Here is an 18601-nt window from a genome sequence, read left to right on the forward strand (position 1 = left end):
ATCAGCATACTACACACTTACTTAAAAAACCTATTAAATATAATAGTTTAGATGTATTTAAACGTTATTTGAATGAATAATAACAGTTCGCTTAAATCGACTGCAATTTTGCTCATTAATAAGGTACTAATAAAGGAGTAATATGAAACATTTCAATTATATATCCATAGTCTTTGGTAGGGATACTAAGTTATAATCAGTTTTTGCCAGTGTAAATGGAATTAATATGTCATTAATAAACCAAGTTCTTCAAAGCTTCCCAGGGTTAGTGGCTGTAAAAAAAATAACTGGTGAACATGTCGTTGTGAATGAAAGTTATAAGGACTTTTTTCCATTCGATGTGCATGGGCTAACGCTTGATAACATTATAGATAAAATTGAAGACAAAGATGTGATAGACCTATTACTACAGTGTAAAACTAATGATGCTGCAGTGTTAGGTGAACCGGGCAAGGTGACAACCAGCATTGAAACTTTTCTTGATACGAGTTTTGAATCAGTGCGCTATATTATGACCGATGGTGGTGATGAGTTTATGGCATTGCTGTCGTGGGATATCACTGAAAAAGTAAAAATAACAGATAAGCTTAATGCCCGCTTACAGCATGATGATTTAACGTGCATTGCCAACAAAACGGCATTAATGCAGCGTACTTTTAATAACAACAATACAGTCGTGTATTTGGACTTAGACAATTTTAAACGTATCAACGATACCTTTGGGCATCTGAAAGGTGACGAGATGCTGAAAAAATTTGCTTTGTACATCAACAACCAGTTACGTGATAAAGATACTATTTACCGTGTTGGTGGCGATGAGTTTGTGGTCGTATTTGAAGACGTTGGCAAGGTTAAAGTTGACGAACGTTTAACACAAATACGCAATAATATAGAGCAAGATGAAGCCTTCCTCGGTATTTCATTTAGTTTTGGCTTGCATGCCATGAGTCAGGATATTACCTTGTCTGGGGCCTTAGAGTCGGCAGATAAACAGCTATATGCGAGCAAACAGCTACGTAGAAGTCAGCGGTAATCGTATTGACAAGGCAAGATTTTAGTTAGAAAAGTTTTAATTAAGACAGACGAACAATAAGACAACAGTAGACTGTTAGCAGCATGCAGATATGCTGCTAACACGTTCTAGCATTAGAATGCTAATTCGATGTCATTTTTTAATTGCACGAGTTTACTGCACATAGATGGTGAACCTTCGTTGAAGTCAAATGTTTTATCATTTAGCGCGCAGATAGTACCAACCACCACACCTTGATTAACCAGCGGAAATCCAAGGTATACACCTAAGTTAAATTTCACGAAATCTTCATTGCCTTTCCATTCATCATCAATACTTGCATCTGGGATAAATACCGGCTGCGCTGTATCAACTACACGTTCACAATACAGTTCGTGACAGCCTGGTTGTCGGCTTTTCGGTCCACAGTCACCGACATTGTAAATAGGCTGTTCATTGGCAACGACAACTTCCATTGTGTCGGGTTTTGACTCCATGATCAGGATTGAATGTAAACCTGAATGATCTGCAAGCGTATTAAGGCGCTCTTGCCATTCCGTGAATGATTGTTTGATGTTAACAAATGGCATATTAATTCCTTATATCCTTATTTGGAGTTATTTTGATTATACCTATTAAGTGTATTTTTTTAGTTGATTAGATCGCACTTTTACAAACTTAATAGTAAATTATTGTCAGTGAAATGGCTTATGTTAATACCTTAACCCTGCCTTAACCCCTTATTAATTATACTTGCCTCAATAGAATTGAGGAGATAAAAATGGCCACGTTAAGACCATTACGGTATTCAGTGTTAGCACTGCGATATTCAACGTTAGCACTTACTGTAGCAGCAGTTGTTGGCTGTAGCAATACATCGGTTAATTATCAACAAAAGGCTGATGCAGCACTAACAGCACAAACACATTGGCAATATCAGCAGCAAGATGCAGCAGCCCTCACGCAACTCACGCAATTAATTGCGATGCCTGCGCTTACGAGTTTAGTTGAGCAAGCAATATTGAAAAACCCCAATTTGCAACAAACCGCGATAGCCCTACAAATTACTTATGCACAACGTGGCGTGACGACAAGTGAGCGTTCCCCACAAGTCAGTGCTGGCTTTGATGCTAAAAATAATGATGGTGATGAAAGCTATCAAGCAGATGTCAACGTCAGTTGGGAACTCGATTTATGGCAAAAGATAAATGACGAAGCGCTGGCTGCAGATATGGATATTGCTAATTCCCAGGCGCTTTATCAAGGTGCACGCGATGCATTAGCTGCAAACATTATGCGCAGTTGGTTACAAATAAATCTCCAGCAACAGCTCATCGCTATTGAAACGTCCCGATTAACAGTATTGGAAAATAACGAGCGTTTTATTTTAAGCCGTTACCGTACTGGACTAGGTGCACTCGAAGAGCTCGACAATGCAAGAACAAGCGGTGCTAAAACGCGCGCAACATTGGCTGAACAGCAAGAAACATTAGCACAAAATCAACGAAATCTTGGGGTATTGTTAGGGCAAACCTCCGCAGTTCAAGCTGCGAGTGAATTTCCAACGGTATTACAACCATTAGCGATGCTACCAGACCAAGATCTCGGCCGCCGACCTGACTTACAAGCCGCTTACGCAGCAATAAATGCAGCGCAATACCGAACGGATGTTGCATATAAAGCTTTGTTACCGTCAATTAGTCTATCGGCATCGCTGAGTGATATTGCCAGCTCTCCGAGTGATGCGTTACTGACGAGTCCTGCCTGGAGCTTATTAGGTCAATTGACTGCACCGATATTTCAAGGTGGAAAATTACGTAGCCAAATTGAAATTGCAGAATTAACAACAGAGCAAGCATATTGGGCTTATCAAGAAAACTTATTAATCGCAGTCAATGAGGTCGAAAATTCACTGGGTCAGGAGTTGTCACTCGAGCGTCAACAGCAACACCTTCGCGATGCATTGAATAGTGCTAAACGCAGTGAGGCTAACTATCAAACTAAATATCGCCAAGGGTTAATCGATATCTTAGATTTACTAACCGTACAGCAGCAAACTTTTGATCTGCAATCACAATTAACGCAAGCAACTTATAACCGATTGGTTAACCGTATTGATTTAGGACTGGCTCTAGGGCTTGGCATCACAACAGATATGGCCGGAGAAACATCATGAGAAAAAATGTTATTACTATCGCAATCACATTAGCCGCCGCAGCCAGTATTTTTGCCGTGATTAGCTATAACAGCGCCAAAATGGATGCCGTGAATAATCCAGTTAATAGCCCTGTTGTTAACGTGGCGGTGCAATTACCTGAAGTTGCCGTTATGGCGGTAACGAAAAATCGCTATCAAGCACAAGTAATAGGTTATGGCGAGGTGCAATCCCGTTATCAGCTAACGCTAACCAGCGAAGTTAGCGGTCAAGTCGAATCTATCGGAAAAAACTTTGCGACAGGTAAGCTGTTCAAGCAAGGTGACGTGGTTATTCACATTAATGATATTGATTATCAGCAAGCTTTAAGCAGTGCTCAGGTGGCTGTAGCGGATGCTAAATTAGCATTACTCGAAGAGCAACGGCAGGGACTGCAAGCTCGTCTGGAATGGAAAAACTCTGGTATCAGTGGCGAACCTGACTCGCCTTTGGTGTTGCGTGAACCACAATTGATTGCGGCACAAGCAACGTTAAATAATGCCCAAAGCCAGTTAACCAAAGCACAACGCGATCTGGATAAAACAGCAATAACAGCCCCTTTTCCTGCGCTTGTCGTCAGCCGGGATGTGCAATTAGGTAGTTACCTGCAAGAGGGGAATAGTATCGCGACGTTGTACAGCACAGATCGAGTTGAAATTGAGATCCCGTTGTCTGCGCATCAATGGTCTAGCTTGCCGAATATGAGTGGTGATGTTGAGGGGGAGTGGCCTGTTACCTTAACCAACACCACGGGGGATAATCAGTGGCAAGGTTATGTCGCACGAGTAGAACAACATCTTGATAATAGTAGTCGCCAGCGTTCGTTAGTCGTTGTCGTCGATCAACCTTTAGCACAAAATACCCCCCTATTTCCTGGCACATTCGTGACGGCCACGGTAGCAGGCAAAGTGTTAGATGATTTATGGCAATTACCTGCCTCAGCAATAGCGCAAAATGGCGAGGTTTGGTATATCGCTGCCGACGGTAATTTAGCTACCTTCACCGCAAATCAGCAGTTTGCACAAGGTGAGTTAAGTTATATCAAACCGATGGCGGGAATGGACAGTGCCAATATCATTATTCGTCCGTTGAATAGCTATGTTCAGGGTATGCAAGTGATAGCAAAATTGAGTAACCCCAGTGAAATACAGTTAGCAAATGCAAAACATACAGCTGTTAATACGGATGATACGACAAAAGTGATGACGGTAAATAGGGCGTTGACGGTCAATAATGCGAGCGTGAAACTATGAGTGAGCAAGAGTTAAAACCATCATCAACGACAACCGTTTCACAGCAACAAGTCGCAACAAGCTCAGCGCAAGTGCTTACCAGTACTAATCCATTACAAGGATTGATCAGCTGGTTTGCGACCAATTCAGTCGCCGCCAACTTGCTACTCATCAGTGTCATAGTGTTGGGTGTGATGGCATTAGGCAACTTACGTAAAGAAGCATTTCCGAGTATTGAACCGGATACTATTCGTGTATCGGTTAACTACGACAGTGGTGATGCAAAACAAGCGGAAGAGGGGATCGCAATCAAGATTGAAGATGCTCTTGAAACGGTGGCGGGTATTAAACGTATTACCTCTACCTCGGATGCTAACGGTAGTTCGGTGAGTATTGAGAAAACCAGTGGTTATTCACTTGATACTTTACTGACAGACGTTAAAACCAATGTTGATGCGATCAATAACTTCCCCAGTGATGCTGAGAATCCGGTGATTGATAAAGCTCGCCGTCAGGACCATGCCTTATGGGTACAGCTATACGGTGATGCGGATCGCGCAACACTACAAGCGTTAGCTGAAAAGTTAAAAACAGATCTGTTAGCTAAATCGGGTATTCGCGACCTAGAGATTAAAGCCAAAGTTGAGCCGATGATTTCTATCGAAGTCGATGAAGCCAAATTACAAGCCTATGGCTTAACCATTGCAGATATCTCGGCAGTGATTAATGCGGAGTCTGCCACACCATTAACGACGAGTTTACGTAATGGTGAAAAAGTCATGCGTCTAAAAGCGTCAGCACAAGCGTATCAGCAAAGTGATTTTGCTCGTATTCCAGTGATCACCAGCAGTAATGGTGGTGTGATCACCTTAGCTGATGTTGCCACTGTGACCGATACTTTTGCTGATGATAGTTACACCTTGTCCCGCTATGACCAGAAAAATGGCATGGCAATTGAGATCGTGATGGATGATTATGGCGATATCACTCAGATTGTCGAGCAAGCGCAAGCCGTTGTGGCTAAATGGCATGAGCGTGGATTGTTACCTGCTGGTGTTGAGCTGGTGACTTGGTACGATCAAAGTGACACGATTACCGACCGGTTATCTTTATTAACTAAAAACGCGTTAACTGGGATTGCACTGGTGTTTATCGTATTAGCGCTATTTTTGAATATCCGAGTCGCCTTTTGGGTTGCAGCAGGTTTACCGTTTGTCTTGTTCGGTACGCTATTTTTCATGCAAGATACTTTTGTTGGTTTGACGATTAACGAGATGACGACGTTTGGTTTTATCATGGCGCTCGGTATTGTGGTTGATGATGCGGTGGTGATTGGTGAAAGCATTTATACCACGCGTAAAGAAGAGGGCGATACGGTCGCGAACACCATAAAAGGCACGATGAAAGTGGCCATTCCAACCTTGTTTGGTGTATTGACCACAGTCGCTGCTTTTGTTGCCATTGCGAATGTTGACGGTAATCTCGGTAAGATCTACGCGCAGTTTGCGGGTGTTGTGACTATTTGTTTATTGCTTTCAATGGTGGAATCTAAATTAATCCTGCCATCACATTTAGCGCATTTAAATACCGCGCGTCAATCGACCAAAGGTATTAAAGGATTATGGGCTCGTATCCAAAATGCGGCAGACTTCGGATTGGAATGGTTCAATGTACGCATCTACCGTAATGTCATTGAGTGGGCATTAAAATTTCGTTATGCGATTATTTTAGCCTTCGTTGCGTTGTTTATTCTGGTGGTCGGACTACCATTAACGGGCAGTGTGCGTGTTACGTTTTTCCCTGATATACCGGGTGAAGTCGTTAGTGCTGACATGGTCATGCAAAATGATGCCAGCTTTGGTCAAACCAATGCTAATTTACTTTGGTTAGAGCAGGCCGCATTGCAGGCGGATAAGAACCTGTTGGTTAAGTACGACGTGGTGGCGACGGCTGATAATAGCGAGATCATGAGTTTACAGATCATTGCTGAAGATGACAGCTCGGGTAAATTAACGGTAGAGCTCGATGCGGATTCTGTTTATCCGTCAAACGAATTTACCGCAGAATGGAAAGTCTTGGCTGGGTCGCCTGAAGGCGTGAAAAAGCTTAAGTTTATGTCGAGTATGCACATGGTCGATAACTTTAAAGTTGAATTGAAATCGTGGGATGATGTCACGGTGAAAGCGGCAGGTACACAGTTTAAAGCTGCGCTAGAGTCGATACCGGGCGTTAGCGGTATTGATGACAACCTTAACCCTGGGCAGCCACAGATACGTTTTGTATTAACAGACCAAGGCCGTAGTTTGGGCATGGATACGGCCACCTTATCACAGCAAGTGCTACAAGCTTTTGGTGGTGATATTGTACAGCGTTTCCAACGAGATAAAGATGAAGTAAAAGTACGTGTTCGTTACCCTGAGGCACAGCGTCAAACGTTAGCCGATATTATGCAAGCACGTGTGCGTACGCCTGATGGTACAGTTGTACCCTTGAGTAGTGTGGCGAATATTAGCAGTGAATATCAAGAAGATGAAATTACCCGTATTGATAGTTTACGTACTGTATACCTAACGGCATCGGTAGATAAATCGATATTAGCGTCTAATGAACTGGTGGTTAATTTACAACGTGATTTAGTGCCTGTGCTGGCACGTAATTTTCCAGAATTGAATATACATTTTGCTGGTGAAGCGGAAGAGCAGGGAGAAACGACTAGTTCGATGATCTCGGTATTTGTGGGGGCATTATTGGCAATTTATGTGCTGTTGGCGATACCACTTAGATCATATGTGCAGCCGGTGCTGATTATGTTTGCTATTCCGTTTGGTATTGTTGGCGCGATCTTGGGGCATTGGGTAAATGATTTGACGCTTAGTATTTTATCGTTGAATGGTATTCTTGCGTTAAGTGGCGTGGTGGTGAATGATAGTTTGTTGTTGGTATCACGGTTTAATGAATTGATGAAAGAGGCGAAACTGTCACTACATGACGCTATTGTGACGGCTTGTAGCGGGCGTTTACGTGCAGTGTTATTAACGTCGGTAACCACTTTTGCAGGACTTGCGCCCTTGCTTGGTGAAACGTCAACGCAATCGCAATTTTTGATCCCTGCAGCAGCATCTCTGGGGTATGGCATTTTGTTTGCAACACTCATCACCTTAATATTGATACCTGCGTTGTTGTTCATTCAATATGAAGTTAAACAGTTTTTCGTTAATATAATGGGGAAAGGTGAAACTAGTCTAGCCGCTGACTAAATAAGCTAGAGTCAGTCAACAACGAGCAACTCGCCGTGAGTCCATCCATGGCGGGTTAGTTAAATTGAACGTGAAAAGGTAAGTAAAAATGTTAAACCTGTTGTTAGTGGAAGATGATTTAGATTTAGCGACTGCTGTGGTGGATTATTTAGAGTTAGAAGACATTCAATGTGACCATGCTGCGAATGGACTCGCGGGTTTAAATATGCTCATGAGTAATGATTACCAGGCGGTTATCCTTGATTTAAATTTGCCTAAAATGGACGGGTTAACAGTCTGTAAAAATATGCGTGAGCAGGGTATAGATACGCCAGTATTGATGTTAACTGCGCGTGATAGCTTGGATGATAAATTAGTGGGGTTTGATTCTGGCGCTGATGATTATTTAGTGAAGCCGTTTGCGATGGAAGAGTTGATCGTGCGTATGCAAGTATTAGCCCGTCGCCGCAGTGGTCAAGTTAAACGACTAACGTTGGCTGACTTAGAGTTAGATCTACAACAAAAGCAAGCCTATCGTGCTAAGCAGTTATTAAAGCTATCTCCTACCGCGTGGAAGATCCTAGAAACATTAATGCGTGCCAGTCCAAACCCTGTTTCCCGTGAAAAATTGATGCAATCAGTTTGGGGTGATGAGCAACCTGATAGCAACAGTTTAAAAGTGCATATTTTTAATTTACGTAAGCAATTAGGTGCAGGTGATGCCGCGCCATTATTACAGACGATATCTGGTATTGGCTTTGCGTTACGAACGTCGACGGAATAGGGCTATATAATGAAGTTAAGACCCAGTTTACGGTTATATTTTCTTGGTGCGATGTTGTTCTTAGGCGTGAGTATGGCAATCACTTTTTCTGCGCTGACGGTTAACTATTTTGTTGAAGGTATGGATTCGGTATTACGTGGCACTATGGTCGAAGTCGCTGATACCGAAGGTCTAGAAGTACAGGATGGTAAGCCGATGATGTTACTGGATTTTCATGTCGCAAGTCGCTGGCAAGACTTACCCAAAGAAGCCCGTGAAAACTTTGCTGTTCCACCGACAAAGATGTTTGAATTTAATAAACATGTCGTTAAAGATGAGTTGTTTTCACCGCCTAATGCAGTGCATTTTGTGATGGTAATGAAGACCAAACAGGGGCAATTATTGTATATCTACAAATCCTATAAAGGTGATTTACATGCTCGATTATCTGATGGACCAGGTTCTCAATTCGTTTGGATCCCGGTTTTTGGTTTAAGTGGCATTGCCGTTTTTGCCTTACTGCTGATCGTGGTGATGCGCCGTGTTGCCTCGCCTGTAGAAGCATTACGGGATTGGGCTAAGTCATTAAATGCAAAAAGTTTGCTGCATGCACCGCCTGAATTTAAATACAAAGAATTAAACACCTTAGCTAAGATTATTCATAACAGCCTTAATACAGTGCAGGATAGCCTAGATCGAGAACATGAGTTTTTGCGTAACGCCAGTCATGAGTTACGTACCCCCATCGCAGTGATCAGGACTAATGTGGAACTGCTGAATAAAATCAACACGAAATCACCAATGACAGTGAAACAGCAACAAGTTGTTGAGCGTATCGAACGCGCGGGTTTTACCATGACACATTTAACGGAAACGTTGTTGTGGTTAAGCCGTGATGAGTCTTTATCGTTAACTCTTGAGCGCGTTAAGTTAGATGAGTTGATCAGACAAACAACCGAAGATTTGAATTATTTATTACGTGGTAAGTCTGTCACTGTTGAGCTTGATACAAGTGAGTGGCAAGTCGAATTACCAGCAACGGCCTGTCGTATTGTATTAGCTAACTTGGTGCGTAATGCCTTTCAGCATACCGACTCTGGTGTGGTGACTATTTATCAGCACCAAGGACAAGTAGTGGTACGTAATGTCAATGATGATGTAGATAGTAATGATAATATTAATGGTGTCGTTGAGCAAAGCGTTGGCAATACTGATACCAACAGCAATGATTTGGGCTTTGGGTTAGGGGTTAAATTGACAGATAAACTGACCGCTCGCTTTAACTGGTATCACGAACGGTTAGTTGATAGTTCAGGGCATAAAGTGACGGTTAACTTTATTACCCCGAACGACATTAAAACGGTGCAGGATAGCGTTTAAACACGGCGCTAATATCGTCTAATACTTGTGGTGTTAGCGGTGTGGCGAAAGCATTAATGTTTTCTTGTAGTTGCGGCATTGTCGTCGCCCCGATAATGGTCGAGGTAACACCATCAACCTGATCACACCAAGCTAATGCTAATTGTGCTGGGGTGATGCCATGCTGGTGGGCAATCTCTGCATATTCAGCTGTCGCTAGCTGAGCTGCTTCAGTGTCTCTAAATAGCTTATTACGTTGCGAGAATGTCCAGCGGCTGCCTTCTGGGCGCGCATTGTTCAAGTACTTGCCAGATAGCATTCCCGTTGCAAGGGGTGACCACGGCAAATAAGCGATATCTTCATGCACGCAGTTTTCAATTAAATACGGCCAGTCTTTAGCATGCAATAAACTGAATTCGTTTTGAATCGATACCATGCGCGGTAACTTGTGCTGCTCGCTGAGTTTAAGGTAGGTATTAATGCCCCAAGTGGTGTCATCAGATAAGCCACAAAAACGGATCTTACCTGCATCAACACAACGTTGTAATCCTTTTAATATATCCAACATTTGCGCAGTATGATCCGCGGTATTAATATCACTAAAACGCATGTCATTAGGCGTATGTCGGCCAAAATGCGGGTTCGGGCGGTTAGGCCAGTGCAATTGAAACAAGTCAATATAGTCGGTTTGTAGACGCTTTAACGACGCGTCAACAGCTTCAACAACTGCATCACCGGTGATCGGCGCGCCATTGCGTACCCAAGGTAAACCTGGGCCGGCAATCTTAGTCGCTAAGATAATGTCTTTACGACGCTGTGGGTTTGCTGCTAACCAATTACCGATAATGGTTTCGGTTTTTCCATAAGTATCGGCTGACGGCGGCACCGCATACATTTCTGCGGTATCGATAAAGTTAACGCCTTGCGCTAGAGCATAATCGATTTGTTGATTGGCGTCTTGCTGGCTATTCTGAAAACCCCACGTCATGCTACCTAAGCAGACTCGAGATACAGATAAACCACTACTACCCAGTATTGAAAATTGCATTGTCATCCTTATGCTGCTTGTTCTTTTTCATCGTTATAGGTTAGGGCAATACTAACAAACATTTGTTCACAATTAATGAATGCTTCAACCACCGCAGGATCAAAGTGGCTGCCATTACCCGCTAAGATAATTTCTTTGGCTTTATCGTGGCTAAATGCAGGTTTGTAAACCCGTTTAGAAATCAGCGCGTCATAGACATCCGCCAGTGCCATCAAGCGTCCTGATAGCGGGATATCATCACCACTTAATTGATAAGGGTAACCGCTGCCATCCCATTTTTCATGGTGGCTAAGCGCTATTTCTCGGGCGATAGCAAGGAAGCTGTTGGAGCCCATCTGCTTTTCTGCCACGGCAATAGATTCAGCCCCTATCATAGCGTGCGTTTTCATGATGGTAAATTCGTCATCAGTCAATTTTCCGGGTTTCAACAAGATAGCATCGGGAATACCCACTTTACCAATGTCATGCAGCGGCGCAGATTTGTAAAGTAAATCAACCGTCTCATTGGTTAAATAATCGCGGTATTTAATGTTGCTTTGTAATTGAATTGCTAATGCGCGTACGTATTCTTGGGTGCGTAAAATATGCCCACCCGTTTCATTATCACGGGCTTCAGCTAAGGCTGATAAGCCAACAATCGCGACATCACGGGTTTGTATGACTTCGTCCTTGCTGCGCGCAAGCTTATTGAGCATATCATTAGTGTAATAAGCAATAATGCCTAATTCACCTTGGTCTGATACTGGCACTCGAACACTGAGATCGCCGTTTGCTGCTGCGATCAATACGCGTTGTTGATTATCTAATAACAGGCGTAATAATTGCAACCAGTGGTACATGATCGTACAGGTGTAAATGATCAATACCACCGCGACAAAAATAAATTCTTTGATGATGCTAACTAATGCGGCCTGTTCTTCTATTTTGCCGATATTGTCGGTTAACCAACGTACATCTTTCACCATAATCATGGCTAAAATAGTGGTTAACATAATCACGATAAACACCACTAACGCGGCAAGTTGGCTCGCGATAGAGTGACGCATGTGGGTCATCTTCTCTGGCAACTGCGGGTATTCGGTGTGTGGGTAATGTTTTACTTGTGCTTGCAGCGCCAAATCGAGGCTAATAAGCGCGCCTAAACAACCTATGCCAAACAGTACCTTTAAGTTACTTTCTACTGGGAAGTCATAATAACCGTTATACCAAACAGAAAGGGCGAGTGCACCAGCAATGAAAATACTTAGTTCGAGGAATACATGCTTAAACCCGCCAGCATCTGGGATCAGTTTCGTTCTCACCATAAACATGGCTGCGAATGCGATAAAAGCATAAGCGCTACTCTGCCAAATTGAGATAGATTCAATAAAGGGACAAACACGTCCACCATAGATACTGAATATGACGGCTGCGAAGAAGTAATGTTGTGCAGCGTGCTGTTTTGTGAGCGTTAACATGGTTATAAGTGTATTCCTTAGCTTGAAACAGTAGTCAGTATACGGATTTTATATTGAGATACTATGCGTCTTATTTTCTATAAATATCAGGATTATAAAATAAGTTAGCGGTAACTTTATAAATTACTTAATAACCATTGTAATCAATACCTTAGGGCTTGATGGGTTCGTTGAGTTGTAATTGTGATAGCTCCGACCAGACATTTTTCGTTTCAATTTTTTGAACTCACGCACACAAACGTGAAATGTTGTCACATTACTCCGCCATATGAGTATCAATACCTAGTTATTGGTACTGTTGAGTGCTCTAATACTTTACTAGTACTTCAAGTTGGGTATTCACCAGATCGTGTTGTAAGACTACGTGATTATTATTGATAGGGAAGATAATGGATATATCTCATGAATCAAATGCATTAGACGTTTATATGCAACAGGTCAATAAGGGTCGTAAATTATTGACGAAAGAAGAAGAGTACGAACTTGCAGTTGCAGTTGGTCAGGGTGATCTACTTGCGAAGAACCGCATGATTGAAGCTAATTTACGCTTAGTCATCAGTGTGGCTAAGCGTTATCAATATAGTTCGATTCCTTTGGTTGATATTATTCAAGAAGGTAATACGGGTTTAATCCGTGCCGTAGAGAAGTTTGATGCCAGTAAAGGTTATCGTTTTTCAACGTATGCAATTTGGTGGATAAAGAATAATATTGAGCGCAGCATTATGAATAACTCGCGCACTATTCGTATCCCAATTCATGTCGGAAAAATGCATAAAAGTATCGCTAAAGTAGCCAGAGAACTCGGCCTTGATGTTGGTAGTGATAATGACTTAGTCGTTATTGCCAAGGTATTAGAGACCGACATTGAAGAAGTAATGGACGTATTGTCTTATTACTTTAATGAATTAAGTTTAGATAAAGGCATGATGACTGATCACGATTCAGTGACGACGCTTGGTGATATTATCGAAGGCGAAACAACGAGTACGCCTTGTGCTAAACTAGAAACTGGTAACACACGTGATTATTTGTTGGCGCTATTAGATACTTTGCCAACATTAGAACGTAATGTAATTGAGTTACGATTTGGGTTAACAGATGAAGAACCGCTGAGCTTATTACGCATTGGTGAACGCTTATTAATATCTCGTGAAAAAGCCCGTACGATAATCCGTACTAACCTAAGACGACTAAAACCAAAATTATTAGTCAACAGCGTCCAGCAGCATGATTACATTACTTAATCGCGAAGTGATTTTAATGCTAGTGATGTAGTGATGTAGTGATGTAGATAGGATACCGCTTGCTAATGGTGAACATGATCAAGGCAAGCGGTCAATACGACTATTATTAATTTTTAATACGATTATTATCAAGCTTTAATGCGATTGCTCAAGTGCCAATAATTGCTGCTTTAATTCCAAACCATACGCATAACCTACCAACTTATTATTCGCGCCGATAACACGATGACAAGGAATAATGATTGGGATTGGATTTTTGTTATTCGCCATACCAACCGCACGTGACGCATTCGGGTTACCCAGACCTGCTGCTATGTCTTTATAACGCCGCGTTTCCCCATACGGCATCTTAATGAGTTGCTGCCAAGCATGACGTTGAAATACTGTACCTAGCGGATTTAATCTCAGTTCAAACACCTGTCGTTTGTTGGTGAAATATTCACGTAATTGCTGCTTAGCCTCATTAAAATAGGTACTTGAATGTTGCCAGTGTGCTGAAATTTGGATAGGTTTCGTGCCATTATCGATCATGAGTTGGGTAATGCCTGTATCGTCACCCACTAAAATGATGTGACATTCTTGCTCACCAGTGGCAGAGGTATAAGAGATGCTGAATTTATCGTAGTACATAACGGCGTTACAACTTAAAGAATAGAATCATAGATAACTAAAGTTTAATTGAAACTTACAATATTTTTTGTTATCTAGATCTGATTAATTATACTTGATTGTAGATCTCCGTGAACTAGGTAGAAATAGTACTTGTCAGCCTAAGCCCTCTGAGATCATCGCTACCATGGATAGGTTATTGAAATTATCCACACCATATGTTACTTATGTCTAAAATGTAGCATGCGACCGGCCTTTATAACATACAGTAATAAGTAGACTCTTTATGGATAACAGTTTAAATAAGAATTTGTTGAGAATTATTCAGTTAATACCAATTATTTTAAGCACTGTGTTTACTTTGATTATCATTACCTTGCTGCTCATCAATAATAGAATCGAACTCAAAGAAAATATTAGTAGCTTACGCGCTGAGTTTAATGAGCGCCAAAAGCTGCAGATTAAAAACAGAGTTGATACTATTTACCAGCAGGTCAGTTACGAACGCGATCGCATGGAGAATTTATTAAAAGCGGATATTAAAGAAAAAGTGTATCAGGCACACGATATCGCGAACGCTATTTACACTGATAATGACGATAAATCCGCAGATGATGTACAGGTATTAATTGTGACCGCGCTAAAAAGCATCCGCTTTAATAACGGTCGAGGTTATTATTTTATCTATGATATGGACGGCAATAATATCATGTTGCCTCATCACCCAGACAAAGATAAAACTTATCTAGGGGATATGAAAGATAGTCGCGGTAATTATTTTATCAGGGAGTTCATTGCACTGGTTAAAAACAAGCATGAGGGTTTTGCTAAGTGGTGGTTTTATAAACCTGATAATAAAGTTGATGAGCAAGAAAAAATTGGTTTTGTGAAACACTTTGAACCTTACGGCTGGGTCATCGGCAGTGGAGAATATGTTGAGGAATTTGAAACCACAGTAAAGAATGACCTATTGCACTGGATATCGACAATTCGATTTGGCAGTAATGGTTATATATTTGTACTGGATGATAATGGCGTCATTTTGGCTCATCAGAATAATGAATTAATTACTCAAGTTTATGGCGATTATCAGACCGAAGAACAAGTTAATATCATGTTTGATACAGCAAAAAATAATGGCGGGTATGTAACATACGACAGCCTATACAAGCCTGCTCATATGACGGGGCCGGATAAAATTAGCTATGTTAAATGGTATCCAGATTGGCAATGGGTGATGGGCTCTGGGGTATATGTCACTGCGATGGAAGAATACCTGCAACAAAAAGAACACATTATAGTGCAGCAGAACCGTATGGAGCTATTTGCATTAATTGGTTTTAGTCTACTACTTATCCTTGTTGTCGGTTTTTTCACTCAGCATCTAAGATCACGACTGACGCGCCGATTTTCTCAATTTGAAGCCAAGATAGAAACCAGTTTTATTAAACTGAAAAATGCGAATGGTGCGATGCGACATATGACGCTACATGATCCGCTTACGGGGCTGCCTAATCGTACTGCGCTAGATACATTTGTGCAGCAACGATTGACTGATGGTAATGCCGAGTACCTCGCCATTGCTTTTGTTGATATCGATAATTTTAAGTATGTAAATGACCTCTACGGGCATACCGTCGGTGATGAGTTACTTTGTGCGATCAGTCGGCAGTTTGAAACTATTTTGGATAGTGATGATATGGTTTGCCGTTTTGGTGGTGATGAGTTCCTGTTCTGTTTTTCTGGGGTAAATATGGAGGTGGAAATAGCGGCCAAGATAGCTAAAATCAACGCCATATTTGACACTAAAATGCGCTGTAGTGAACGAGAAATTAAATCAAACTGTAGTGTTGGGGTATCGGTCTTTCCCGATGATGGTCAAACCCTCGAGGTCTTGATTGGGAAAGCAGATATTGCGCTTTATAAAGCAAAGGGCCAGGGTAAAGGTAAGATCTGTTTATTTGAAGCTGAATTTGATATCCAATTAAAACGCCAGCACCTGATGAAGGAGGAACTTTATAAGGCGCTGGAACGAGGTGAATTTAAGGTCAACTATCAACCTCAGGTGAATGTGAACAACAAACAGGTGGTCAGTGTGGAAGCGCTTTGTCGCTGGAACAGCCCTGTTTTTGGTGTGGTGAGCCCTGTTGAGTTTATTACGGCGGCCGAAAAATGTGGTGCTATCCATGCGCTGGGTTTATCGATTATTAAGATTGCCTGTGAGGAGATGTTATCCATATCACCGAATGGTCACGACGCATTAGCGTTATCTATTAATATCTCTCCGATACAGGTTATTGAACCTGAATTCTTTACGAGTATAAAACAGGTTGTTAACGCGACGGGGATAGATAGTTCAAGAGTGACGTTTGAGCTGACAGAAAGCGCAGCCATTGACAGTGTATTGGGTTTATCACCCTTATTTCATGAATTAAGACAGTTTGGTTTTGGCTTGTCTCTTGATGATTTTGGTACTGGTTTTTCGTCGCTGAGTTACTTAGGGGATCTGCCTTTTAGTGAGATTAAAATTGATCGGTCATTTATTAACAAGTTTTTAGCTAATGAGCAAAGTGATGCCTTGGTAAAAACCATTATCGCTATCGGTAATTCATTTAATATGACGGTGGTTGCTGAAGGGGTCGAAACTCAAGCGCAGTATGAGAAGCTAAGGCATTATAATTGTGATTTATTGCAGGGTTATTTTTTTGCTAAACCGCTATGTCTGAATGAGCTGGTGGCGCATATTAACAGGGTATCAGCGGGAGCATAAGCTCACCGCATGTCTGCAGTTCAACCATAATACTGAACAGCAGACATGCGTGGTATTGGTTTAGTTTGCTGGAATGAAAGTTTTTGCTAGGTTACTAATGGCATTGATATCACTCTTCAATTCCGTCATTTGAGTGACGACTGTATCGGTGTGCTGCCAGTTAAGCTCTGAACCTTGTTTAATGTCCATCACGTGATTATTGATCTCGTTTGATACCACACTTTGTTCTTCCGCGGCGGTCGCAATCTGCATTGACAGTTGCGAGAGTTGCTGCATTTTTTCGTGGATGATCGCGATAGCTTGATCTGATTGTTCAGCTTGCTCGACACACAAATCCGCATTATTTTTGTTTTTCTTCATCATCACTAACCAATCATTAATGGTTTCTAACATTGTCGATAAGCTGGTATGAATGTGCTTGGCTGTATCTTGTGTACGCGATGATAATGTACGTACTTCATCTGCTACCACAGCGAAACCACGGCCTTGTTCACCAGCACGCGCTGCTTCAATCGCCGCGTTTAATGCCAGTAGGTTGGTTTGATCGGCAATGGCTTGAATATCTGTCATTAAGCTACCTACATTCTGTGCTTCGCTATTTAATTTGTCTGCAGCTGTAGATGCCTGTTCCACTTCGCGCGCAAGCTGTTTGATCTCAACTGTGGTGGTATTGATACCACTTTGCGCTTTGGCACATAAATTAAAGGTCGCGTTGATTTCATCCGAGGTTTCGACACTGTTACGGACAATTTCGTCTGTTGAAGTGAGCATTTGCGACATAGCGGTGCTGACTTCGGTTAGTTCTTTCTGCTGGTGCACTAGATTCGTACGGATCTGATTTGTACCAACAGAAACAGTATCAATGACTTTCTGAACGGGTTTGGTCGAGTCTAATGTGCGTTCTAAAATGGCTTTGATTTTGGTTTTTAGCATGCCCATATTGAAATCGAATACGCTGGCTGTGCCTTTACCGAAATACACCTGACGACTGACACTGTCAAAGGTTGACTGCATGCGTTGGGCTTTTTGCGCCATCGGGATGATGTCTTGCCAGAATATTAGCATTGGCGTAACCGCGGAAGCTAAGGCAATTAATGAGGTCGCGAAGCCAAAGTTGATATAGATAAATATTTGCGCGATAACACTGACCAAGGTTAACAAGATAAAACGTTGGCTACGGGTAAATTCAAACAACAGGCCTTTGCCTTGCAGGTTTTTGTAGACGGTGCTTGCTCGGTTAATCATTTGTGGTGTCGCGGGTGTGCTGACTTCTTGATGGCCGACTATTTTACCGTCTTCAAACTGGGGTGTAATAAAGGTATCTAACCATACGTCTTGACCGCTTTGGGTTGTTTGACAGATAACACCTTGCCATGAGAAACCTTGTGCTAAGGTTTTTCTCACTTCATCAATAACGGCAGCAGGCATGGTTGACGAGTCTAACTCTCGGCTTTTTTTTCCTAATAAGCCATCTTCAGAATAACCTAATGCGTCACAATACTGATTGTTGACATAGGTGTATTCACCTTTGCTGTTTACTAATGAAATGAATTGCACGGAGTTGTTAGCCATCAAGTTACCTATTAATGTATAAATCATCGATTAATAAATCAAAATAACATTGAACTTAATTAGAGTCATCTGATAGTTAGCATTAATGTGGTGGTTGTAGCTATT

Annotated in this window: 13 protein-coding genes; 8 read left to right on the forward strand and 5 right to left on the reverse strand. The window is 41.8% G+C overall.

What is annotated here, in order from left to right; all coding sequences use genetic code 11:
* Positions 1-226 precede the first annotated feature (226 nt).
* Complete coding sequence (locus JFU56_RS06930) at positions 227-1033, forward strand: GGDEF domain-containing protein (RefSeq protein ID WP_198436568.1); 807 nt, start codon at positions 227-229, stop codon at positions 1031-1033.
* Between the two features lie 113 nt (positions 1034-1146).
* Here JFU56_RS06930 and JFU56_RS06935 read toward each other — a convergent pair whose 3' ends face one another.
* Positions 1147-1602: a GAF domain-containing protein gene (locus JFU56_RS06935; RefSeq protein WP_198436569.1), complete on the reverse strand. Its 456-nt coding sequence runs from the start codon at positions 1600-1602 to the stop codon at positions 1147-1149.
* Between the two features lie 191 nt (positions 1603-1793).
* On the opposite strand from JFU56_RS06935, the gene JFU56_RS06940 reads away from it, so the two are divergent.
* From JFU56_RS06940 to JFU56_RS06960, 5 genes are all read left to right on the forward strand, one after another.
* Positions 1794-3188, forward strand: a complete 1395-nt coding sequence (locus tag JFU56_RS06940) for a TolC family protein (protein ID WP_198436570.1) — start codon at positions 1794-1796, stop codon at positions 3186-3188.
* Positions 3185-4459, forward strand: coding sequence for an efflux RND transporter periplasmic adaptor subunit (locus JFU56_RS06945; protein WP_198436571.1), 1275 nt, complete (start codon positions 3185-3187; stop codon positions 4457-4459). Before JFU56_RS06940 ends, JFU56_RS06945 begins: the two co-directional genes overlap by 4 nt.
* Positions 4456-7695 (forward strand): efflux RND transporter permease subunit, encoded by a 3240-nt coding sequence (locus JFU56_RS06950; RefSeq protein WP_242065896.1) that lies wholly within the window; start codon positions 4456-4458, stop codon positions 7693-7695. Before JFU56_RS06945 ends, JFU56_RS06950 begins: the two co-directional genes overlap by 4 nt.
* Positions 7696-7783: 88 nt before the next feature.
* Complete coding sequence (locus JFU56_RS06955) at positions 7784-8458, forward strand: response regulator transcription factor (RefSeq protein WP_198436572.1); 675 nt, start codon at positions 7784-7786, stop codon at positions 8456-8458.
* Positions 8459-8467: 9 nt separating this feature from the next.
* Positions 8468-9817 (forward strand): HAMP domain-containing sensor histidine kinase, encoded by a 1350-nt coding sequence (locus tag JFU56_RS06960; RefSeq protein ID WP_198436573.1) that lies wholly within the window; start codon positions 8468-8470, stop codon positions 9815-9817.
* Here the strand turns inward: JFU56_RS06960 and JFU56_RS06965 are convergent.
* Both JFU56_RS06965 and JFU56_RS06970 read right to left on the reverse strand, forming a co-directional pair.
* Positions 9792-10844 carry an aldo/keto reductase gene (locus tag JFU56_RS06965; protein ID WP_198436574.1) on the reverse strand — a complete coding sequence of 351 codons (1053 nt, stop codon included), beginning with the start codon at positions 10842-10844 and terminating at the stop codon, positions 9792-9794. The genes JFU56_RS06960 and JFU56_RS06965 overlap by 26 nt on opposite strands.
* 8 nt (positions 10845-10852) lie before the next feature.
* Complete coding sequence (locus JFU56_RS06970) at positions 10853-12301, reverse strand: HD-GYP domain-containing protein (protein WP_198436575.1); 1449 nt, start codon at positions 12299-12301, stop codon at positions 10853-10855.
* Positions 12302-12690: 389 nt separating this feature from the next.
* On the opposite strand from JFU56_RS06970, the gene JFU56_RS06975 reads away from it, so the two are divergent.
* Entirely contained in the window at positions 12691-13545 is an 855-nt protein-coding gene (locus tag JFU56_RS06975) for an RNA polymerase sigma factor RpoD/SigA (RefSeq protein WP_198436576.1), read from the forward strand.
* Positions 13546-13680: 135 nt separating this feature from the next.
* Here JFU56_RS06975 and JFU56_RS06980 read toward each other — a convergent pair whose 3' ends face one another.
* Positions 13681-14175: a methylated-DNA--[protein]-cysteine S-methyltransferase gene (locus tag JFU56_RS06980; protein WP_198436577.1), complete on the reverse strand. Its 495-nt coding sequence runs from the start codon at positions 14173-14175 to the stop codon at positions 13681-13683.
* A 265-nt stretch (positions 14176-14440) separates the two neighbouring features.
* On the opposite strand from JFU56_RS06980, the gene JFU56_RS06985 reads away from it, so the two are divergent.
* Positions 14441-16924: a cache domain-containing protein gene (locus JFU56_RS06985; protein WP_198436578.1), complete on the forward strand. Its 2484-nt coding sequence runs from the start codon at positions 14441-14443 to the stop codon at positions 16922-16924.
* Positions 16925-16984: 60 nt separating this feature from the next.
* Here JFU56_RS06985 and JFU56_RS06990 read toward each other — a convergent pair whose 3' ends face one another.
* Positions 16985-18496, reverse strand: a complete 1512-nt coding sequence (locus JFU56_RS06990; protein WP_198436579.1) for a methyl-accepting chemotaxis protein — start codon at positions 18494-18496, stop codon at positions 16985-16987.
* Between the last annotated feature and the right edge of the window lie 105 nt (positions 18497-18601).

The sequence above is a fragment of the Moritella sp. F3 genome (assembly GCF_015082335.1).
Classification (GTDB): domain Bacteria; phylum Pseudomonadota; class Gammaproteobacteria; order Enterobacterales; family Moritellaceae; genus Moritella.